The sequence below is a fragment of the Dielma fastidiosa genome, from assembly GCF_000313565.1.
Classification (GTDB): Bacteria; Bacillota_I; Bacilli_A; order Erysipelotrichales; family Erysipelotrichaceae; genus Dielma; species Dielma fastidiosa.
Window position 1 is genome coordinate 201,314 of record NZ_HE578927.1, and the last position, 21,909, is coordinate 223,222.

General features: G+C 38.7%; 17 protein-coding genes and 1 tRNA gene. 3 read left to right on the forward strand and 15 right to left on the reverse strand.

Annotated features, from left to right (window positions below):
- Positions 1-5: 5 nt before the first annotated feature.
- The 9 genes from DAHG_RS10840 to DAHG_RS10880 form a co-directional block, all read right to left on the reverse strand.
- A complete protein-coding gene (locus tag DAHG_RS10840; protein ID WP_022938376.1) occupies positions 6-1,403 on the reverse strand; it encodes a PTS transporter subunit EIIC in 1,398 nt (465 codons plus the stop codon).
- 147 nt (positions 1,404-1,550) lie between these two features.
- A complete protein-coding gene (locus tag DAHG_RS10845; protein ID WP_022938377.1) occupies positions 1,551-2,387 on the reverse strand; it encodes a PRD domain-containing protein in 837 nt (278 codons plus the stop codon).
- A 22-nt stretch (positions 2,388-2,409) separates the two neighbouring features.
- Positions 2,410-2,895 (reverse strand): PTS sugar transporter subunit IIA, encoded by a 486-nt coding sequence (locus DAHG_RS10850; protein ID WP_022938378.1) that lies wholly within the window; start codon positions 2,893-2,895, stop codon positions 2,410-2,412.
- A gap of 216 nt (positions 2,896-3,111) precedes the next feature.
- On the reverse strand, positions 3,112-3,729 hold the full coding sequence (locus tag DAHG_RS20585) for a TetR family transcriptional regulator (RefSeq protein WP_022938379.1): 618 nt from the start codon (positions 3,727-3,729) through the stop codon (positions 3,112-3,114).
- Between the two features lie 11 nt (positions 3,730-3,740).
- Complete coding sequence (locus DAHG_RS10860) at positions 3,741-5,003, reverse strand: ABC transporter permease (protein WP_022938380.1); 1,263 nt, start codon at positions 5,001-5,003, stop codon at positions 3,741-3,743.
- The gene (locus tag DAHG_RS10865; RefSeq protein WP_022938381.1) at positions 4,994-5,707 is read right to left on the reverse strand and encodes an ABC transporter ATP-binding protein; all 714 of its coding nucleotides are present in this window, start codon (positions 5,705-5,707) and stop codon (positions 4,994-4,996) included. The genes DAHG_RS10860 and DAHG_RS10865 overlap by 10 nt, the downstream gene beginning before the upstream one ends.
- Positions 5,708-5,710: 3 nt before the next feature.
- The gene (locus tag DAHG_RS10870; protein ID WP_022938382.1) at positions 5,711-7,378 is read right to left on the reverse strand and encodes an efflux RND transporter periplasmic adaptor subunit; all 1,668 of its coding nucleotides are present in this window, start codon (positions 7,376-7,378) and stop codon (positions 5,711-5,713) included.
- A gap of 272 nt (positions 7,379-7,650) precedes the next feature.
- On the reverse strand, positions 7,651-7,887 hold the full coding sequence (locus DAHG_RS19400) for a hypothetical protein (protein WP_022938383.1): 237 nt from the start codon (positions 7,885-7,887) through the stop codon (positions 7,651-7,653).
- 1 nt (position 7,888) lies between these two features.
- Complete coding sequence (locus tag DAHG_RS10880; protein WP_022938384.1) at positions 7,889-8,590, reverse strand: galactosamine-6-phosphate isomerase; 702 nt, start codon at positions 8,588-8,590, stop codon at positions 7,889-7,891.
- Between the two features lie 143 nt (positions 8,591-8,733).
- On the opposite strand from DAHG_RS10880, the gene DAHG_RS10885 reads away from it, so the two are divergent.
- On the forward strand, positions 8,734-10,821 hold the full coding sequence (locus tag DAHG_RS10885) for a GGDEF domain-containing protein (protein WP_022938385.1): 2,088 nt from the start codon (positions 8,734-8,736) through the stop codon (positions 10,819-10,821).
- Positions 10,822-11,287: 466 nt separating this feature from the next.
- Here DAHG_RS10885 and DAHG_RS10890 read toward each other — a convergent pair whose 3' ends face one another.
- The 3 genes from DAHG_RS10890 to DAHG_RS10900 form a co-directional block, all read right to left on the reverse strand.
- Positions 11,288-15,820 carry a hypothetical protein gene (locus DAHG_RS10890; protein ID WP_022938386.1) on the reverse strand — a complete coding sequence of 1,511 codons (4,533 nt, stop codon included), beginning with the start codon at positions 15,818-15,820 and terminating at the stop codon, positions 11,288-11,290.
- A 149-nt stretch (positions 15,821-15,969) separates the two neighbouring features.
- Entirely contained in the window at positions 15,970-16,539 is a 570-nt protein-coding gene (locus tag DAHG_RS10895; protein WP_022938387.1) for a Maf family protein, read from the reverse strand.
- A gap of 62 nt (positions 16,540-16,601) precedes the next feature.
- Positions 16,602-17,321, reverse strand: coding sequence for a TIGR01906 family membrane protein (locus DAHG_RS10900; protein WP_022938388.1), 720 nt, complete (start codon positions 17,319-17,321; stop codon positions 16,602-16,604).
- 233 nt (positions 17,322-17,554) lie between these two features.
- Between DAHG_RS10900 and DAHG_RS10905 the strand changes: the two genes are divergently transcribed.
- A tRNA-Lys gene (locus DAHG_RS10905) sits at positions 17,555-17,630 on the forward strand.
- A 92-nt stretch (positions 17,631-17,722) separates the two neighbouring features.
- Here DAHG_RS10905 and DAHG_RS10910 read toward each other — a convergent pair.
- The 3 genes from DAHG_RS10910 to DAHG_RS10920 form a co-directional block, all read right to left on the reverse strand.
- The gene (locus DAHG_RS10910; RefSeq protein ID WP_022938389.1) at positions 17,723-18,874 is read right to left on the reverse strand and encodes a DUF349 domain-containing protein; all 1,152 of its coding nucleotides are present in this window, start codon (positions 18,872-18,874) and stop codon (positions 17,723-17,725) included.
- A 233-nt stretch (positions 18,875-19,107) separates the two neighbouring features.
- Positions 19,108-19,824, reverse strand: a complete 717-nt coding sequence (locus DAHG_RS10915) for a rhodanese-like domain-containing protein (RefSeq protein WP_022938390.1) — start codon at positions 19,822-19,824, stop codon at positions 19,108-19,110.
- Between the two features lie 22 nt (positions 19,825-19,846).
- Positions 19,847-20,596: a hypothetical protein gene (locus DAHG_RS10920; protein WP_022938391.1), complete on the reverse strand. Its 750-nt coding sequence runs from the start codon at positions 20,594-20,596 to the stop codon at positions 19,847-19,849.
- A gap of 157 nt (positions 20,597-20,753) precedes the next feature.
- Between DAHG_RS10920 and DAHG_RS10925 the strand changes: the two genes are divergently transcribed.
- Positions 20,754-21,908, forward strand: a complete 1,155-nt coding sequence (locus DAHG_RS10925) for an FAD:protein FMN transferase (RefSeq protein ID WP_161650525.1) — start codon at positions 20,754-20,756, stop codon at positions 21,906-21,908.
- Position 21,909 lies beyond the last annotated feature (1 nt).

Here is a 21,909-nt window from a genome sequence, read left to right on the forward strand (position 1 = left end):
TCTAATTAAAATAGATTCTTTTTTTCAGCTTCAATCGCCCGTTCGTCTTTTTTAATATCTTCATCAAAGCCTAAAACATAAGTCAATACTGCTGTTAATACAAAGCCGATCGCACTGCCGGCAAGAACGATCGGAATCGTGCCTGTATATACCGGTAATGAAATTAACGCGGGCATCGCAAAGCTTAATGCCTTTGCACCCATCGCCGCTACAAACGCGCCGGAAACACCGCCGCCGATGCATAAAGCAGCCAACGGACGTTTAAAGCGGAAAGCTACACCATATAAAGCTGGTTCAGTAATACCGATTGCTGCGGAAATAAAGGATGAGAAATTAGCTGCCTTGTTTGATTCCTTCTTTGCCTTTAAGAAAGCGCCGAAGCACATACCCGCTGCTGATACAGTCGCGACACAATGTACGGGACCCAGCATGTCATAACCCAATGTTTCAATGTTGTTAATCATGATTGGTGACATCGTCATATGCGTACCGGTAAATACCATCAGCGGACGGGTGAAGCCGTCAACGAAGCCGCCGACCATTGGTGCAATATCAAACAGCCATTTAAAGAAATTGCCAATATAAATACCAATGTTATAACCCAGCGGGCCAAACAGCATTAAGCTCAGCGGCGTCATGACTAATAAAACAACAACCGGAACTAACACAACTCTTAAAAAGCTTGGCGATACTTTAGAAATCCAGCGGTGAACATAACTCATCACCCATACAGACAGCATAATAGGAATTACACTGGATGAATATTTTACTAAATAAAAGCTGATGCCAAACGCGCTCACCTGCGTACCGGCATTATTAATAATCGTTGGATACATATAAATACCCGCTAAAATTAAGGCCATAATCTCATTCGTTTTAAAACGTTTTGCACTCGTATAAGCTAACAGGAACGGCAGGAAGTAGAAAGTCGCATCACTGGCCGCGTTCAGCATCAAATACAGACCGGTTGATGTATCCAGCAAGCTGTATGTAGTCAGTAAGGTTAAAATACCCTTTAAAATACCAGCCCCGGCAAAAGCGGTAACAACGGGTGCAAAACAGCCGCTGACTACTTCAAAAATCGCACCGGGACGGAATTTCTTCTTCCCTTGATTGTCAGCATCCAGGTTTTCATTTAACGCTTCCATCTTTTCAATTCCCGCCAAACTACATAATTCAGCATAAACATCAGGAACGGTTTGACCGATAATAATCTGGAACTGTCCGTTTTGCGCCATCGTTCCTAATACACCTTCTGTATTTTCAATTTGCTGCTTCTGAATCAGACTTTCATCCTTTAAAGTAAAACGAAGTCTTGTCATACAATGAACTAAGCTTGTGATGTTGGCTTTACCGCCAATCCCCTGCAGAATATCCTCTGCCATTTTTTTACTGTTTTTCATGGTTTCATCCTTTCTTACCATCTATGCAATCGGACTATGGACGTCACACAGTCCTGTTTTTGCCAAAATAAAACCCCAGCAGAGCAGAGCGCAGATTCTACCTGTTCAGGCTAATCATACGCTTTACGGATCTGCTGAGGTAATGCCCTATTGGTTACAATCCTCACGCGCACACAATCGATTGATGTGCAGCATTAAATATAAAACTTCTTCATCGCTGGGATGCCAGCTTAAGGTATCTTCAAAATATTTCTGAATATCCAGCGCACAGGCATAACTCATCGGATATTCCTCTTTCATACTCTGAAACAGGCGGCTGTTCTCACTGGTTATGCTTGAATTGCTTTCCTTCCTTTTAAATAAATACTGCATATGCGATACAAAGCGGGAGTAATTAAAACTATCACGCCGGATCGGCATATCGTAACATGCTTCAATGATTTTTGTCACCTTATCGATGACCTTATCACTGTCATAGTCTAAAACGGTATTCACTGGCTGTTCCTCCGCATTTATTAAATGCAGGGCAATGCTGTATGCCTCTGTTTCAGCCAGATAAACATGAAGCCGCCGGCGAATTTCTTTAAGTGCAAATTTCCCGACTGCTACCTCTTTTTCATAGAGATGGGATAATTCATAATAAAGCGGCAGCTTAATTTCAATTCCCTTGCGAATTCTCTCAATCGCAAAATTAATATGATCAGCCAAGGTGAATACCACATTCGGATTCAAATTGCTTTCAATGCAATTACGGGCATAATCAATAATAACTGCGCAAACCTCAAAGATTGATTCATCGATTTCCTGAACAAGTCCGAAATAATTGGGGTCAACACCATAATAAGTTCGGGTAATCAGTGATAAATCAAGTAATTCATATGGCATGGCTGGAAATCCGATACCTTTGCCAAATGCGATCAGCTCATGTTCATTGTTATCCAAACATACGGCAACATTGTTATTGATTTTTTTAATAACCTTCATGAGTCTGACTCCTTTCACAGCACTATTTCTGACAGGTGATAACTACTGTTTCGCCTATCCTTACTTTATCGTTAATATGCTGAGTTGTCAACGTAAAATCATTACCATTTGTAATAATCATCGGGGTTGTCAGATCGACGTTTTCAGCTTCTAAATACGGCCGGTCAAGCTGGATAACAGGCGTGCCTTTTTTCACCCGCTGATTCTGTGTTACCAAAGCTTTCAGACCTTTGCCATTCAAATTCACGGTATCTAAACCAATATGTACCAGAATTTCAGCGCCGTTCTCCGCCTTCAGACCAAACGCGTGATTGGTATTCGCAATCATGATGATTTCACCGTCACATGGCGCGCAGACCACATCCTCATTGAATCTAAATGCGACACCGTCGCCCATCATCCTTGATGAGAATACTTGATCTGCCACATCATCCAGGCTGATACATTCACCATTTACCGGTGCATAGCATTGGTTATCAATCACTTTTTTCTTAAACAGATTAAACATTTATTCACCTCCTGATAAACAATAAAAAACTCTTCAATGCAGACACATAAAACAAACAGATTCCTGTTTGTCCTAAGGTAATGCCTCGAAGAGTAACAATCCTTTTTACATCATCTATAATAGTATGCGCTTTCAAAAATGTCAACCCTAAATTTAATTTTTTGTAATTTCTCTGAAGTGAAAAGTTAACTATCACTTCATCCTAAAGAAAAACCGCTATCGCGGCTTTTCACATCCTGTTTTGATCATCATCAGCGTTCGATTCAAATCATTACGTATCCGCTCCCGATCCTTTGGCTGGAGAATCAGCTTGATAACGGAAGACTTAGTAAGATTAAAGAGCAGTGACTGCAGCAGCAGTACATCTTCATCTTCTGTGTAAACTAAAGTATCACGATTAAAATGTTCCTTAAAGAAGATCGGGTCAAAATCAGGAACGTTCATATCACAAGGCACTTGTTTCAACTCTTCATTATTAGCCCGCATACTGGTAAATAAATTACGGAAAAATTGATAATGATCATCCTGCAGGCATTCCACCGACAGACAGTCATATAAATCCGCAAACATTGTGAAGATATCACCATTGCTGTTTTCTAAAGATGTCAATGCGCATTCATGCAGAGATACTAAGAAATCCTGAAGAATAAAAACTAGTAAATCACTCTTATCCTTAAAATACTGGTAAAAGCTGCCTCTTGATATACCCGCGTCCTTTACGATTTGATTAATTGAAACCTCATTGTATGATACTCTTGTAAATTCCTTAATTGCTGAGCGAAGCAATTTATCCTTCTTATCCTCAGGCAGATTATAAAACGTTGATGTTGGCAAACCATTTCCCCCTATTCGTAACGCAATGCTTCAATTGGATTAAGCTTAGCGGCTTTATTGGCTGGATAATATCCAAAGAAAACACCAATTGCCATTGAGAAGCTTACAGCGATTAGGATAATGCTTACCGAAGGCCGAGCCGGGAAGCCTAATGCGCTGGCACCAACACTACCCAATACTACACCTAATATAACACCCAAAAAGCCGCCGACCAGACAGGTAATCACGGATTCAGTAATAAATTGAATGCGGATTGCGCTGTTAGGTGCCCCTAAGGCTTTACGGGTACCAATTTCTCTTGTACGTTCAGTAACTGATACAAGCATGATGTTCATTACGCCAATACCGCCGACCAACAATGAAATACCGGCAATGATTGCAATCGCAATGGACATTGTGGACATCATAGAATCAATTTGACCGAGCATACTTTCCATACTGAATGTTTGAATTGTTATATACGGATTCTTATCATAATATCGATTAAAGAATTCTTGTGTTTCGATCTGGAAAGCCGTTGAATCTACATTCGCTTTAGGTGTAGCTGTAATCTGATAGAAACCATTAGAATTATTAATACGCTGCGCGGTAGAAACCGGAATATAAGCATCGGTGCTCATGTCTTTTTCCGATGCCATAGAATACATCATCGCATTCTGTTTATATTCGTAGACACCGACAATCGTATAAGTATTAATTTCATTACTGCGGTGAATCTGAACCTCTTTACCGATTGGATCAACACCTGGCGCAAACATATTATTCACAAACTTATTTGATACAACGATTAAATTCTTCATTGAATTAATATCACGCTGATTCAAGAAGCGGCCTTTAATCATTTCGATAGAATTCGCTTCCGCATAGTCAGCGCTGACTCCGCTCAAGCTGACATTGGCATAAAGCCGGCCATCCTGCGCTTTACCGCTGCCTAATGATTCAGTCATTGAAACACCTAGTAAATCGTTGTCAAAACGTTCTTTATAAGCATTAATCATCTCATAGCTGATAACATCGCTGTCAGTTATTTCATAGTTATTGGGCGCCACTGTATTTCCTGATTCATCGTAACGATAAGATAAGCCGATCATCAGATTTTTAGCTCCCAAATCAGCCATTGAAGAAGTCATAGCCGAACGCATTGAATCGCCGACCGTAACAATAGCAATAACTGAAGATATACCGATAATAATACCCAGCATTGTCAGCAGGGCACGCATTTTATTTGCTTTTAAGCCACTGAATGCCAGTGTTATGCTTTCCATTAAATCCATACGTCACCCTCTTTTCTCTGATCGCTGACAATAAGACCATCGCGAATCGTTAAGATCCGTTCCGTCTCGGCTGCCAGCTCAGGATTATGGGTTATCAGAACAATGGTTTTGCCTTGTTCCTTATGCAGCTGATGAAATAAATTCATAACTAAATGCCCGGTATACGTATCCAGAGCACCTGTCGGCTCATCGGCTAAGATAATAGCAGGATCGTTTGCCATAGAACGGGCAATCGCAACACGCTGCTTCTGACCGCCTGATAACTCATTAGGCATATGCCCCATGCGGTCTTCCATTTCAACAAGCTTCAGCAGATCCTTCGCTTTCTGTGTTCTTTCCCTGTGCGGTACGCCCGCGTACATCATAGGCATTTCAACATTTTTCAAAGCGCTGGTTCTTGGAATCAGATTAAAGGTTTGGAAAACGAAACCAATTTTCTGATTTCTGAAATGCGAAAGCTTGTTGTCATCAACATCATCCATAGAAACTCCATCAAGTATATATTGTCCGCTTGTCTGACGATCCAGTGCACCAATGATATTCATCAAGGTACTTTTACCTGACCCGGAAGGTCCGACAATTGATACAAACTCCCCTTCGTGGACGGTAAGCGAAATTCCATGGAGCACTTCAAGTTCATTTTCCGTCCCCTGATAGAAGGTTTTGACAATATCCTTCATCTCAAATATTACTTTTTTCTCCATGGTTTACCCCAGCAGAACGGTTGCCCCTTCACTTACTCCCTGCGGTGAAGTGATGACAATATCTCCTTCTTGTAATTCGTCACTGATAACTTCAAGCAGGAAGTCAGTTTCCATGCCAATCGTAACGATTACTTTTTTAGCTGTGTATTTATTACCATCCTGTTGTGCAACATAGATATAAGATGTACCGTCTACATCTGTAATTACTGCATCATAAGGAACTGCCAAAGCACCTTTTTTCTCTTCAACAATGATATTTACTTTAGCATTCATACCGATACGCAAATCTGTTTTAGTATCAGTAACATCGATTTCACTTTCAAATTCAACGGATGAAGAACCAGATTTAGTTGAACCATCGGCAGCCTTTTTAGCCGCTGGCGCAATGAAGCTGACTTTACCATTGTATTTTTCATTCGGAATTGCATCGGCAGAAATAATTGCTTTCATACCATTTTGAACACTCATTAAATCATATTCCTTGATGGCGGTGTTGATTTTTAACGCATCAGCATTTTCAATAACAAACAGTACACCGCTTGCCTTATCGCCTACTTCTACATTTACAGCTGTCACGGTACCAGAGATTGGCGCAGTGATTTCAGCTTCGTTTAATTGTTTCTTTAACTTCTGCAGTTCGATCTGTCTTGATGGATCACTGGCTGATAACTGTGTCTTTGTCAGTGAATCCTCATAAGTCTTTAACTGCTGCTGAGCATTGCGTTTCGCAATCGTCAGATTCTTTTCAGCATTATCATAAGCTGTCTGTGCCTTGTCAACTGCGTCAAGGTAAGATTCCAGCTGTTTGTCTGCGGCTTTGACGGCATCAGCTAAGGCGTCCTTGGCCTCTTTGTAAGCGTCATAGGCAGAATCGCTTGCTGATTTAAGTGATGATTCACTTGAACCAGATGAAGCACCCTGAGCTAATATTTTTGCTTTTTCACTATCATATGTTGGACATAATTTAACACGATCAATTTCACCGTCTGCATTCGTACACTGTCTTGTTAAATCTGCAAGCAGAGAATTGATGAGACTTTCAGACGCATCAGGATCATAGCTGTCATAAGCATCAGAAGCATTTCGATACGCTTTTCTCGCATTATCCACAGCCTTCTGAGCCTTTTTGATTGTCTCGTTTTCGCCCTGATCCATATCCTCTAATGCTTCATTATAGGCTTTCTTCGCATCATTCAGCGTTGTCAGCGCGTTATCCACATTTGTCTGCGCATTATTAATTGAGCTGTTCATGTTATTCTCAAGATCAGCCTTAAAATCTTCATATTCCTGTTGAGTTGAATTTAAAGTCAGACCTGTTGTCTGATCATTAATATTCAATGAAGCCTCAGCCTTCTGCACATCAAGCAAAAGATCTTCAACATCAACGGTTCCCAATACCTGACCCGCTTCAACCTTATCACCGGCTTTGACATTAATTGTCTGCATTTCATAAGCAGCTAATGAAGAAGTAACCTTCATTGAATCAGCACTCTCTACAAGTCCCGTAACCTCTACAGTCTTAGAAAGATCCTGCTTAGCCAGTACCGTTGTCTGTACCATCAGATCGCTATTGCCTGATCCTTTAAAGGGATTAAAAAAGAAAGCAACAACCACTACTGCCACAACAGCAATTACTATCAATTTCTTATGTTTTTTCCATATTTCTTTCATTTCAGATTCTCCTTGGCGTCGTATATGACACCCTGTCATACATTATAGATAGCTTCTGTGATTAAGTCAATGTGAAAAGCTCATTATAACAAAACTGTTAGAAAATATTAGGTTAATTTAATGTTTTCTTAAGAAAATATTTAGAAATGCAGAACATTCAAATTGACTGCCAAGCTATCATATGCCAGCACATGAAATAATATTAAAAAGTCAGCGCTTCTTTCAAGAAAAGATAACCCTGACTTTATCATCATAACCTATTAATCTATAAATTAAGGATTCATCCGTGTCCTATGACGCAGATAAAAATAAACACCGCCTTCAATCAGCAGCAAAATTATTACAAATAACGTCGAAACAAGAATACTCGTATACCATGGACTTGAACTTAATTCATAAAGCATTGGATGACTCTGATAATCATACCAGACAAACAATGCCCTGCCGATATAGACCCCAATTGTAGATCCCATAAGGATTTTCATAAAATTCAGCAGCTTATTAGTCATGCTATTTCATCTCTTTATTGATCAGACACGCGACATCATTATGCAGCCATAAAAATGATGCCGGCAGTGCTGTCGATACTTTCTTACTCATCAGCCTTTGAAGGATTTCAGCCTTGCCGCTGCCGCTGATCAGCATTAATATCTTCTTTGCATTTAATAATTCACTTAGACCAAGCGTAATTCCCTGCTCCACCTTTTTGCCCTTCAGCATACCATGATGCTTAGACAGTTCATCAAGCTGAATCACATGGGCATCAGGAATTAATTCATCAGCTGGTTCATTTAAACCAAGATGCCCATTCTTGCCAAGACCTAAAATACAGCAGTCAATCGGATGCATATCAATTAAATCATGAATCCGTTTTGCCTCACATTCAGTATCAGCCGCTTCATTATTAAATGAAATCAACTGTTCTTCTTTAATATTTAAAGGTTCAAGCACATAATGCCGAATAAACCATTCACAGGTAGAATCATCCTTAGCGTTTAAGCCGCACCATTCATCAAGCTTGGTAAACGTCAAATGGCTGACATCAAGCTGATTCACATGAATCATTTCAACTAATAATTCATACATTCTGCGCGGTGATTCACCTGTAGCCAGGCAGATATTTGCATAAGGGTTATTGCTGATTTCATTAAAGAGAATTTCGGCTCCTCGTCTGCTCATTGCTTCATAATTATCTAATTGTTCAATCTTCATAAACTGCCTCTCTTTCTTCATTCATTATACTACATGCGTTAGAGAAATCAACAGAACACGCCCTTATCTAAAACATCCTTTCCTAGAATAAAAGACTATTTTCTGAACATGACATATGTTATTATTAAATAAAGAGGGATATCATGACAGCAAATTATAAGAGTAAAAAATGTGAAGAGTTAGTCAACAAAATTAAAGAATGCAGAGCGAATAATAATATCGAAGGAATGAGTGTTCATGCTAATGAATTAAAAATGTTAGCTGAAGATATACAGGATACTTATTCTATTGCTGCTGCATTATTTTATATGTCAATGGTTTATTTTATGAAAGGACAGCATGACAAAACACTTAGCTTAAATATGGAGATTTTAAGTATCTGTGATTTACATGATGTCCCTGAATATCATGTGCAGACTTTAAATATGATGGGAATCGTATATGCCAGTATCTCTGATTTTATCGCGGCAATCAGTTATCTGCTTAAAGCCTATTATTTTTCTTTGGAACATGAAGAATTACAGTACAGCTATTTTCCATTAAATAATATAGGGGCTTTATTTCAGAATCTTGATATCCCCGATATGGCATTAAAATACTTCCTAAGCAGTCATGAATATAAACAGAAACTGCAGATCGCTATTACCGGCAATGATGCAATTCCGGTTATTAACATTATAGCCGCATATATTAAGCTCAACGATTTTGATGAAGCTAAAAAATGGCTTCAGCTCTATGACAAGGATTATCGGCAATTTGAAAGTTCAGCGGCAGCTATTGAAGTAGCTATTCAGCGCATCCATCTCTATAAGCATGACAAGAATTTAAAATGCATGACACCGCTGCTTGATGAATTAATCAATCTTTCAGAGGGGATTGTAAACCGTAATCGTTATTTTAAGTTGCTTTTAGAAGCTTTAGAAGACTGTATTGAGCTTGAGCTTAAAGACTATGCGACTCGCCTATTAGAAGAATTGGAATTAATGAGCGAAGAAGTACATGATATCCTGCTGCGTCAGCATCTCTCTGGTTTAAAGGTTAAAATGACACTTAAAGATTATCCGGATGATGACAGTTATGAAACGCTCTTTCAATATTATCAAAAGAATGAAAATTATCGGGAGCTTGAAAAAAGCAATACTCGGCAAAGCCTGATTATAAAAATTGAACAAGAGGAAATGATGAATGAACATCGTTTGATTCTTTTAAATAATGCCCGGCTTTTAAAAAATAATGAATTAGATCCATTTACCGGCATTTTTAATAAAGCAGCTTTTAAGCAGCATGTTTCAGAAGCGGTTTGTGATCGTTCTAAAGATGAATATGCGGCATTATTAATGATTGATATCGATGATTTTAAAAATGTTAATGATACTTTTGGACATTATGCGGGAGATCAGGTAATTCTTGATGTTGTTGGCTTATTGACTAAAGGCAACCAAAGCAATGTCATCGCCGGGCGTGTAGGCGGTGATGAATTTGCGGTTTTCTTCCCTTCATTCTATTCTTTAGATTATCTCTATGAAAAGGTTGAGAATTATTTAAAAGCAGCCAGAAAAATCATTGCTAATGATACTGCCGGAATCATTACAATCAGTATCGGTATTTATTTAACAAAGCAATCTGAAATCTATGATGAAATGTTTAAGAAAGCAGACAATGCTCTTTATATGGCAAAGCGTAAAGGTAAAAATCAATATGCTGTTTATGCCAAACCAAGTGATGAAGATACGCATTATGCCAGTGAAGCACCCTTGTATTCTAAATCTGCTGAGCAATTCCTGCCGGCAATTTATAAAATATTGAATGTAGACCGTTATGCAGAGAATGATTTATTTGCGGTTTTGCGATTGTGCCTGAAAGCATTGGAATTGAAGCAGGCGGCGATTCAAATTTTTGACCAGAATTTGACTCATAATCGATGTCTTTTCATTGATATGAACAATCAGCCTGAGCAATCAGTTACTATAATTGAAAACAATCTCAAGGTATTGAACAATTATCAGAATAGGCAATGTGTTGTCAATGACAGTCAGAATGAAGCAATTGAAACAACGGAAACAGCATATAGAGCATGGATGCAGTCATTGATTGTATTTGATCAGCAGCCTTTAGGCATGGTGACATTTTATGATGAACAGCTTCATGCATGGAATGAAAGAGAATTAACGATTTTAACGATTATTGCCGATGTATTGGCACCTTATATTTATTATGGTTCACATGAATAGAGAATAAAAGCATAATTAAACAAAAAGGGAAGTGATAAAAACTTGGGCGAAAATATCACTTCCCAGCGGCGGAGATGTTATCATTAACGACAGCATCTCCATATTCTGATTTAGAATCCAAATGTTACTTAATATACTGATCCGTCTTCTGTTTATGAAGAAACTATCAGTATTTTTTTATCACTCCAACATAATCAATTTGTGAAGTGTATCATTAAGTATACTTTTTGTCACACTCTGATTTATGCAAAAAAGGGTTCAAAACAGCATAAAAAGGTCTGATTTTCTTTACAAAACAGACAAAAACACCTATAATTATAAAGAATCCAGGTGTCTTATAAAGTATACATTACAAGACACTTACAGATATGTGACTGAATATTCGGCAAACATTAATTATAAAAGTCTGAAAAGTAAGACAATCTTTAATCCGTGATGTCTTTACAATTTCAGACTTTTTTAGTTTTTAATTATAGAGCGGACTCCAATAAATGCCGTCTTCATTAATCCAACAGTCATCAACCCATTGATTTCTAACCATTCTGCCTTCGCTGTCAAGATAATACCAGCGTCCCTCAGAAGTAGGATGCCAGCGATTCGTGACATAAGTATAATTTTCAAATAAATACCAATCATTCCAATGTGCCTGCCAATATTGATAACGGGCTGTGTAATCCTCTTTAAAATAATACCAGATGCCATTAACTTCCAGCCATGACTGTACTAAACGACCATCTTCTCTTGCAGCATATACCTTATATTTATCGCCATAATCGGTAATTAACTGATCAAATGGTCGGGTATTCACCAAATTATTAAATTCATCAAGAATTACCCATTCTTGTTTTGCAACTGTTTTATCATCTTTGATGAAATAGACAGCTTCAGCAATCTCAGAAATAACTGATAATTGTTCAGGCTTCACAGCGGCAACCAACTTTTCATCTTTATCCAAGAGGATAAACCCACTTTCAACTTGCTTGCCATTGTTATAATAATAAGTTTTATTCTTTTCCTCTACGAATCCATCTGCTTTGCTTGAAGGTGCAGAACTGCCGCCCCCACCACCGCCGGATGGTAAATCGCTGCTGGTTTTCTCTTTAATCTTAAAGGTGATGGTTAGCGTATCTTCCCCAGTTACATCATTCCACACACTGCCATCATATTTCTGTTTTTGGAAGACTACGTTCAAAGTATTGCTGCCAACAGACAATGTGGAAGTATCAATTTCACCAGTATAAGGTCCTGCCTCATTAAAGCTATTTTCAGTTAATACCTGCCACTTTACAGGCAGCCAGCGCACAGCATTAGTTTGCGGTGAAGTAACATTCATACCATCACCAATTGCAGTAAAACTAATCTTATCACCTTTAGTATATTCACTATCATTAACAATCCCTGTGACTGAATTATGAGGTGCAACAATTTCACTCTTCACATATTTCCATTTGTGAGGTGCGCTAGCTTCATCATTCCTTAACTCATATTCATCACTATCATAAGTGAATGATTCAGTACCACCGCCAGTAACTGTGATATATGTTTGATCTACAACAGGTGTACCATCAATTTCAACCGTTGTTGTACCAGATGCGGTACCGCCAATTGTGAATGTTTTTCCATCTTCAAGACGAAGTGTGCCACCGCCGATATAGTTTCCTAAAATACTATCATTTTGTGCCGTGCTAGAATTTGTTAAATCTAATTTACCACCTGGCTGAATCGTTAACTCTTCCACGTCGAAAAACAGATTATATTGATTGTTTGATCCGTCACTCCCCTTCTCTGATAGTTTCAAAACTGCGTTATCTGTGACGATAACTTCATTAACATTTAAAATATACTCGCTGTTTAATATTGTCTCAGTTGTGCCATCACCAATAAACAATTTGATATCATTATTGACTACACTTGTCGCATACGCCCCAGAGCCTGTAAAAGTAATAGGTGAATTTTGGATACCTGTAACATGAAATTCCATGTTATCTAAGCTACTGTAATAATAACCGCCAGCATATAATTGCTGCTTGACAGTATTCCCCTCTTTTAACTCAATAATTGATGTTCCGTTGATTATTGCATTATTTCCGTCAGCGCCCATACTTCCCCCATATGCAGAAGATAATACTGTATTAGTGAATATCATTTTCATATTACCAGTAATATCTGCATTTGTGCCAGCTTTTGCATCAGCATTACGGCCACCGCCATATATGGCACCATTGATAGTTGAATTATTATATTTTGTTGTGACATTGCCAGTAATGTTTGCAGTTCCACCAGTTGCGGCATAACCTCCGCCATATATAGAATATGACATTGGATTATCTAGATTTTGCATTGTAAATTCAATATTGCCGATTATATCTGCATTCGTAGTCTGCTTTCCATAACCGCCAATAATTAATGTCTCTTGGGGAATTGTACCATCAAACGTTAATGATAAATTGCCATATATATTAACTGTTCCACCACCAAATTGAGCATAACCGCCATTATATAACCATATGCCAGAACTGGATGTACGCATTGTATTTGTTCCGTTCCCTTTAAAAGTAGTCTTAACTGACACAGGATTATCTTTTGTTCCAATATCTGCTGAGCTGGCTGAATTATACAAATAACCAGCCCCATAATAGTTAGCACACGAAAAATCACCATTAATTGTATAATCAAGGCCACCTGCTACATTTGCTGTTGTATTAGGATTTTTAGCATAACCAGCAGCTGCATAATTTGCTCCTACACTGACACCACCAGTAAATGAAGTAGTTATCTTTCCACCCACACTAGCAGAGGAATTCGCGCCCTCAGTAAATCCGCCACCATAATATGACTGCTTAAATTCAATATTTTTTCCAAATGTAGATGTAATATTACCTTCAACATTACTTAGAGCCTTAGCATTTAATGATGAAGTCACTCTTACTACTTTACCAGCTCCGACATAATCCTTATTAAAAATGCAGTTATCTTTAATTGTGATATTGATTGAACCATCAACACTCGCGTCTCCGGCTCTGACAACTATACCACCCCCTACCATTCCTTCATTAAACTCAATATCATCAGCAATATTAATACTTATATCACCAAGCACTTTAGCAATTGCAGGACACATATCAAAAGTATCCCCATAACTATCATTAGTTGCATTTCCACTAGCTAAACCGCCACCAACTATACTAGCTCCTCTGTCAGTATCATATGTAGAGATTGTACTACCAGCCTTAATTTCTATTTTGCTTCCGCCTACGTTCGCTTGGCTAATTCTTAAGTCAAGAGTTTGATTGGCAAGGTCATAATTTCCATCTGCCTTTCCTCCACCATAAATTGCAGGTGTATTCTCATAACCTTCAAACTGATTATCAATAGGAACAATTGTAATATTCGTTGTTTTTTTCACATCGGCTGTACCTCCAAAAGCGGCATGACCACCAGCTGCTAAAAACGATGAACTTAAAGCAGGGCCCCTGCCACATTGAACATATGTACTACCCAACACATTCGCATTAGCCCCTCTGCCATCTGCATTACCACCAGCATACAAATAATAAATCGTTCGTTCATTCAACTGACTTTCTCCTGCTGCTGAATCCTTGTCCACCTTAATTTTTACATCACCAGAAACTACTGCATTCGTAACAATGTTCCAATCACCAGTACCGTCATTATAATTACTGTTCCCAGATGCTAAACCGCCACCAATGATATGTAGCCCAGCACCCATATATTTACCATTGCCACTTTGCGCATCTTCACCAAAGTTTAAAGTTATATCTCCGCCAACATTTGCATTGAGTGTCATTGTCTTGCACGTTTCTGCTTTTGCCGCACCTCCACCGACAATTGCATCGTTGAGACAATACACATCGCCATTTATATCCAATTTAATATTTCCGCTAACATTCGCACTATATGTTCCTGATTGTTCACTCGTTGCATAACCGCCGCCGTAAAGCACATTATGAACATGCCCATCTTTGAGTAATTGAATCTCTATATTTCCAGTCACATCTGCATTAATAGTTGATAACGATTGATTTTTATCAGGTTCGGCATGCCCGCCACCAATTAAAGACCAGCCTACATAACCTCCCACAATCAGCTTAATATCACCGGTAACCTTATGATTATATCCGCCGCCATAAATTGAGCCAGATGATTCCAACCTGCCATAAAATTCTATTTCAGGTGAACCGATAATATCTTCCTCATAACCGCCGCCGTATATATCACTATTATATATTCCATCATTAGATATTTTAATATCCTTTCCAACATACAGTTTCTTACCGTTCACATATATATTCAATAAAGCACCATTACCTGAAATGGATAATGTTCTGGGTGTTCCATCTGTATCAGAATCTATCGTTAATGAAGTAATTCGATCAGGTATTTCAAAAGCACCTGTACTTGCGTTACGAGTTTCAGTGACATCGCTATTCAGCTTCACAATCACATCACCGCTCAATAAAGAGTCATTAAACAGCTCAATAAAATTAGCGTAATCAGCATTAACCTCTGATCCCACCGTTTTTTCAATAGCTTTATTATCATAGACTATTAATTCATTGTTCTGCATTTGATTTTCAACATTTACCACAATGTAAGGAAGTGCATCCTGCCCTTGAAGCAATTCATCAGACAGCTGATAAAGTGTCTCATCCCATTTTGGCACATAAACAATCTGATCATAAGTTTCTGTTTTTATATCCCAGTTTACCATTAATTTTTCCGGTTCTGAACTGTTTTCAATCCATACATCTAAACTTTCAGGAAGCATCAGATTCTCTTTCTCTTCAGCATTTACCATAAAATTCATATATGGCTTATTTTCATTAGGTTCATAACCAACAAACTCAGTAATCCGTTGAATGTCTTCTATGACATTCTCTTCCTTTTTTGAATCTTCTGCACTTACCGTTGGGCATTCGGAAAGAACAAGAAGCACACTCAAAAAAGAGGAACAAAAAATTCTTCCAATCCTTTTCATCTTTTATGATTCTCCTTGTGTTTTCTATTCTGATAGTCAGAATAATGCCCAGTTTATGTAAATATTATAGCATATTAATTCAATGATAGACAAATTTAAAATATTCATAAAAAAATACGGAACTGATCACATTGTCAGCATCCGCATTTTTAATAATCCAATTCTAAATATTTCTTTAAACGTTTATACAGACTAGCCATCGGCAGTCCTACTACGTTATAAAAATCACCATTGATTTTCTTTACAAACGTCAATCCCTTACCCTGTATCGCATAAGCGCCAGCCTTATCGTGAGGTTCCTTAGACTTGGCATAGCGTTTGATTTCCTCGTCTTCAAGATCATAGAATGTAACATCCGTTACTTCATGAAAGCATTCCTTGACATCCTTGGCCACTAAAGCCACCCCGGTAATTACTTGATGCGTTTTACCAGACAGCTTTCTCAGCATCCGTTCAGCATCTTCATTATCCTTAGGCTTACCAAAAACTTCCCCATCACAAACAACGATCGTATCCGCTCCGATAATGAATTCTTCAGGATATCTATGAAAAACGGCATCCGCTTTTTCAAAAGCCAGCTTTTCAACCGCCTTCTCTATACTAAGTTCAGGATCCAAGGTTTCTTTTAATAAACAGCTTGCAGTCGTAAATGGAATTTCACTAAGAACCATCAGTTCTCTTCTTCTTGGTGATTCACTTGCTAATAAAACTCTTCTCATATATCCTCGCTCCTTCATTAGAAAATTTTAACACTACTTTATCAACATTGCAATGAAGCTGATTATATTTTTTTGTCAACATCTTCCTTTGCTTTTTTCCGCAGGAAGATAAAACCAATAAGTAAAAGAAAATAAACAACCAGAAAGGTTAAAGTGATGCGGAAAACCATGCCGGCAAAGAATGTTTCAGGAAACATATTAATCATAATTGAATTAGCCGGATTCAGCTGCCATAAATCATTCGTAAAGAATAATTCGTGGAAACCGATCCAAAAGCCTGTAAAATCCATCAGTGCATAACCGGCCAGCATTCCGACAACAATCAGCAGACAAATTGAAATTTGAATAAAACTGCCTGCCAGCTGGCGCTTCAGCATATTTATACCATTTTCATCCTTACGGCTGCGGTAAATCAGATAAGCAAAAGCTAATACACCTATCATTGTTGCCAAATTTCTGGCGGTTAATACATTCTGATAAAGATTTTTCACATCCACCATATGCAGCGTTTCACGCTCAGTAAATATTTCACGCTGCATGCCAAATACTTCACCGCTCACTAAGATATCATCTCTTTGATCATGCAGATAATCCAGCAGTGTTTCGGTTGCCGCGAATAAGTCTTCATCACTCATTCCCAAACTATCCGCTGTATTCAGCTTTATGTACTGTTCACGATAGTAGTTTTTATTAAATGCGTGGAAATCGATACTGGTTACTAATAATACAAAGATCAAAGCCAGCGAGAAAATCCCAGCGGCTGTCTTAACACTTTTTTTCATATACTGCCTCCTGCTTTGAGATCAATCTTTTCATGATTAATCATCATTGCCTATTATTATACAATGAAATGCCATGCTTCAATGTCGAAATTTATTTCTTTTTTGATTATTTTCTTATCATATGGTGAGGAATGTTTAAATTTATGACAAAAGGCTGACACATTTTGTCTGTTTTTATCATTAGTTGTTGACAACAGCGGGTACTATATCCTATAATAACTAGGCACATCAATGACTCGTTAGCTCAGATGGTAGAGCATTTGACTTTTAATCAAAGGGTCTGGAGTTCGAATCTCCAACGAGTCACCATTATAAATTATAAACAGCCCAGCGCTGTTTTTTTATTATATTAAAAAGCACACCTTCAGCTTATGAATCGGGTGTACTTTTCAGCTTTTAATCTATTTAGCCAACGATTTTTCAATATCGGCGATTTCAGCTTCTAACTGCTGAATAAATTCTTCCTTGTCGGCAATATCTTCATTCATCTCATCAATGGCTCTTTGACCTAGCAGACCAACCATTTCCTCCTGCATTCGTTTCAGCTGCCATTTCTGCTTCTGCAGCAGATCCTGCTTACGATTACGGGCATCCTGCATCCGCTGACGCCATTCCTGATGCTTCTGCTCATTCAGCTGTTTCAAGCCGTTGAAGTAATCATCCATTACTGAGCGGAATTCATCCCAGATCTGATCTTCCCGCTCCTTACCGCATGAACCAATTGCTTTCCATTCATTGCTTAAGCCCTTCATTTGTTCAGTCAGCTCTTTAGTATATGTCTTCTCAGCGGCAATGGCAGCTGCCTTTTCAACCAGCGCCTTTTTATCAAGATACTTTTGATCCTGCTCCTTATGCAGCTGATCATAATAAACACTGCGGCGATCATAGAATTTCTGACGCTGCTCATTAAATGCATCCCATAAACGATCTTCATGTTCACGGCCGGCACTGCCTGCGGCTTTCCATTGATCCATTAAGCTCTTAAACTTCTCGCTGGTCTGCTGCCATTGAGTTGAATCAGCAATTTCCTTAGCCTGTTCAATCAGTGACTGTTTAGCCTGCAATGCATTCGCAAAGTTTGACTGAAGATTTTCCCAATAGGCATGTTTGCGGTCAAAGAAAGTCTGACGAGCCGCATTAAATGCTTCCCACAAAGCGTCATCTTCTTTGCCGGCTGTACCAATCGCCTTCCATTGACGCATTAAATCAGCCATAGCATCAGTCGCCTGATTCCACTCATTAGACACAGAAACCTTTTTAGCCTGTTCAATCAATGCTTTTTTTAGCTCCTGATTGTTTTGGAACCCTTCACGGCGCTTGCTGTAAAGCTTATCAACAACACCATCAAATTTCTCAACTAACTGATCTTCATAAACTGAATCCCAATATGAAATTTGTTTCCATTTTCTTCTTAGATCAGCAATCGCACGGGCAATCACATCCCATTCAGCATCGCCGTCAATCTGTTCAGCTTCTGCAATCAAAGCCTCTCTTTGCTGAATATCCTCATCATAATCACTTACTTCATACATTTCATCATTATTGTTATTCATCGTATTCCTCCAATAGTTCTTTAGAATCATCCAGTCCTATTAATCATTGTAACGCAAGTCATAGAAAATTTCATTCATTAAATGAAAAAAAACACTTTTTAAAACAATTCTGCCTTCTGTACGCTCCCCTGAATCTTCATCAACTTTATATAAGAGAAGCGACAAAGGTCACAATCGAAGACCTCTGCCGCTCTTTTAACATCATATTTGCTTTTAAGCTAAGAATTCTATGCCTATTTACGAGTTAAACCTTCAAATGCATAAGTAGCAGTTACTGCTAATTCAGCATTATCTGTTGTATAAGGACGGAATTCAGAACCTTCAAATTGTCCCATACCGCCTACATTGTAGATTTTGCTCATATCATAACCTTTAGCTGCCAGCAGGTTCATCAATTGTGTAACACGGCCGCCGCTCTGGCACATTAAGAAGACTGTCTTATCAGTTGGGATCATTGCATGCAGCAGATCATCTGATTCTTCATAAACGTCGATTGGTTCAGTTACTGAGCCGCCGTATAATTGTGGCAGTGTAGCATCAGTATTTGCATCAGCATTGAAGATAACTGCGAAATAAGGAATTACTTCAAAGTTCTTTAAATGCTTTTTAGCATAGTCGTTATAATCACGAAGATCGATATAGACAACATCATCTCTGCCTAAATAATCAATCAGGTTATCAACGTTGATTGAAGAACAAGCAGCTGCATATGAATCAGCAGTACAAGCTACTTCTGCTTCATCCTTACTTGGCTTATACATCTTTGTAGTATCACGAGGATCAGGCAGAGCTGTTGGTGTTGGTGCATCTGTAGCCATTACATAACCGTTTTCTAATGGATTTTTAACCCATCCTTCAGCTTCTAATTCAGCATCTGTTTTTTGTGCAGGTGCAGTTGAACATCCCATTAATAATAAAGCAGATAATGCTAATACACTAAATTTTTTCATAATCGTTTAGATCTCCCTCTATTTAGTTAAAATATTCGTCAGTTGCATGATATTGGAATAATGCATTCAGCATACGGATAATGTTGTTTGTTGAAACAGAAGAACCAGTGAATGTATCCAATGTCAGACCTTCACGTCCTTCACCGGCTGAATAATCAGCTGGATCAATATCATCCTGTACGCTTAATGTGCTGATATAATCATAAGTCTTGCCCTTGAAGAAAGGAATGTATTCTTCCTTAAAGGTTTCATAAGTTACACCGGCAGGTGTTGGATTGCTGTCTCCCCAGAAGCCGCCCAGATAATGTCCGGCAGAATCCTGATCAAATGACAGGAAGCGTACTTCAGAATCCTTAATATCCTTGCTGTCAGGCAGTGTCAGTTCTACATAGGCAGTCTGCCAGTAGTTTACATCAGCAGAACGGCATGTGCATGACAGATATGTGATCTGATACTTAATGTAATTACGAGCCACATATTTGAAGTTTACAAACGCGTAGAAATTCGTTTCATTACGCGGACCATCGACATGGTTAATGGGTACTACCGCTACCACATTACCGACAGATCCTTCGCCTAAATCGGCGCTTTCATTCAAAAATTTGTTTACTTCTTCAAGTGTCATATTTTCAAATGAACAGGTTCCGCCCTCAGTCACCGGATCATCTGTGCCAGTATTACCGTCGTTGGCCGGTGGTGTTGTACTTGTACAGCCTGTAACTGTACCGGCAAGAAGAAGTAACGCAATCAAGCTTTTTGCTAACTTTTTCATATTTCCTCCTTTATGTTATTTTTATTATAGCCGATTCGCAAAATGAACTCAAGCGGTTACAGAATTTTCGTGAAATTGTTAACTTTTACATTTTACTTCCTTTTTTTACTTAAATTTTCATATTTCCTAACATGCTTACATGTTGTACAATTATATCATGAAAAAAATAATACTTATTCTGTTCCTTATACTCGCTGGCTGCGGCAGAGAAAAAAGCCCGGTTCAGCCAGAGCCAGTCAGTGCTTCTGTATCGGTGCTTTATGATCAGGAAAAAACAATGCTGCTGCCGATGAATACAAGCGTACTCTTAACAATGTATGATCCACAGCAGCTTGATCAAGCAATGCCTGACTTTGAAGCCTTAATTCACCAGCTGCATCAATTGTTTGATCCTGACCATGGCTTTACATCAATCAATAACCTTTATGTTATTAATCAGCATTACGGCAGTGAGGATAAGCTGCTGCTTGATCCGCTGCTCTTTGATGCCCTTAAGGATGCCATCGCGCTCTCTGTATTAAGTGAAGGCAGCTTTAACCCAACCATCGGCGCCCTTTCTGATTTATATCAGAATAAATATTCATCGCTGCCAATTCACGCTGAAGATCCAGCGGATGAAGATATTAATGCCGCCCTTGCCTGTGTTGTGCCTTATGATCAATTAGATGCAATCATTCAGCTTGATGAAACCGATCACAGCGTGATATTTAATACATATTCACCCTGTGAACAAAAGGTTAAGCTCAACCTAGGCGCTTTCGCGAAAGGCATCGCCGCGCAAAAAGCCTATGAAGCCTTAAAGCATTTGGATGTTCCTTTTATGGCCGCCTGCTCAGAAAGCTCACAGTTTCTCTATGCACCAACAAAGATAAACAAAACATGGACATGGGGAATCCGTGAACCAAATGCCAAGACCTTGCTGGCTGCCTATGAACAATCTGATATTGCCGCCTTGTCTACCTCTGGCGATGATCAGCAGTATTATTATTGTGAGAAGCATCAGATCAACCATCACCATATTCTTGATCCAACACTGGGCAGATCAAGAAATATGATTCGCTCAGTATCTGTATTCAGTGATAATCGGGCTGACATCCTTGATGCCCTGACAACGATTCTATTTAATATTGAGGATGCGAAACAGCGCATAACACTAATTAACCAAATAGAAACCATTTATGAAATTAAGATCGGCTATACCGTTGTGACTGGCAGTCAGGAAGACGGTTATCAGCTGACGATGAATCAGACAGCCAAAGATGCCCTTGCTTATCAAGGCGATGCTGTCAATGCAATTATAGTGGAGGACTAAT

Excerpts from the sequence above, each read along its gene's own strand:
- DAHG_RS10860 (WP_022938380.1), bottom strand. The coding sequence starts at position 5,003 with ATGGATTTAATGGAAAGCATAACACTGGCATTCAGTGGCTTAAAAGCA.
- DAHG_RS10925 (WP_161650525.1), top strand. The coding sequence starts at position 20,754 with ATGAAAAAAATAATACTTATTCTGTTCCTTATACTCGCTGGCTGCGGC.
- DAHG_RS10900 (WP_022938388.1), bottom strand. The coding sequence starts at position 17,321 with ATGAAAAAAAGTGTTAAGACAGCCGCTGGGATTTTCTCGCTGGCTTTG.
- DAHG_RS10840 (WP_022938376.1), bottom strand. The coding sequence starts at position 1,403 with ATGAAAAACAGTAAAAAAATGGCAGAGGATATTCTGCAGGGGATTGGC.
- DAHG_RS10885 (WP_022938385.1), top strand. The coding sequence starts at position 8,734 with ATGACAGCAAATTATAAGAGTAAAAAATGTGAAGAGTTAGTCAACAAA.
- DAHG_RS10915 (WP_022938390.1), bottom strand. The coding sequence starts at position 19,824 with ATGAAAAAATTTAGTGTATTAGCATTATCTGCTTTATTATTAATGGGA.
- DAHG_RS10865 (WP_022938381.1), bottom strand. The coding sequence starts at position 5,707 with ATGGAGAAAAAAGTAATATTTGAGATGAAGGATATTGTCAAAACCTTC.
- DAHG_RS10895 (WP_022938387.1), bottom strand. The coding sequence starts at position 16,539 with ATGAGAAGAGTTTTATTAGCAAGTGAATCACCAAGAAGAAGAGAACTG.
- DAHG_RS10850 (WP_022938378.1), bottom strand. The coding sequence starts at position 2,895 with ATGTTTAATCTGTTTAAGAAAAAAGTGATTGATAACCAATGCTATGCA.
- DAHG_RS10870 (WP_022938382.1), bottom strand. The coding sequence starts at position 7,378 with ATGAAAGAAATATGGAAAAAACATAAGAAATTGATAGTAATTGCTGTT.
- DAHG_RS10910 (WP_022938389.1), bottom strand. The coding sequence starts at position 18,874 with ATGAATAACAATAATGATGAAATGTATGAAGTAAGTGATTATGATGAG.
- DAHG_RS10920 (WP_022938391.1), bottom strand. The coding sequence starts at position 20,596 with ATGAAAAAGTTAGCAAAAAGCTTGATTGCGTTACTTCTTCTTGCCGGT.
- DAHG_RS10845 (WP_022938377.1), bottom strand. The coding sequence starts at position 2,387 with ATGAAGGTTATTAAAAAAATCAATAACAATGTTGCCGTATGTTTGGAT.
- DAHG_RS19400 (WP_022938383.1), bottom strand. The coding sequence starts at position 7,887 with ATGACTAATAAGCTGCTGAATTTTATGAAAATCCTTATGGGATCTACA.
- DAHG_RS10880 (WP_022938384.1), bottom strand. The coding sequence starts at position 8,590 with ATGAAGATTGAACAATTAGATAATTATGAAGCAATGAGCAGACGAGGA.
- DAHG_RS10890 (WP_022938386.1), bottom strand. The coding sequence starts at position 15,820 with ATGAAAAGGATTGGAAGAATTTTTTGTTCCTCTTTTTTGAGTGTGCTT.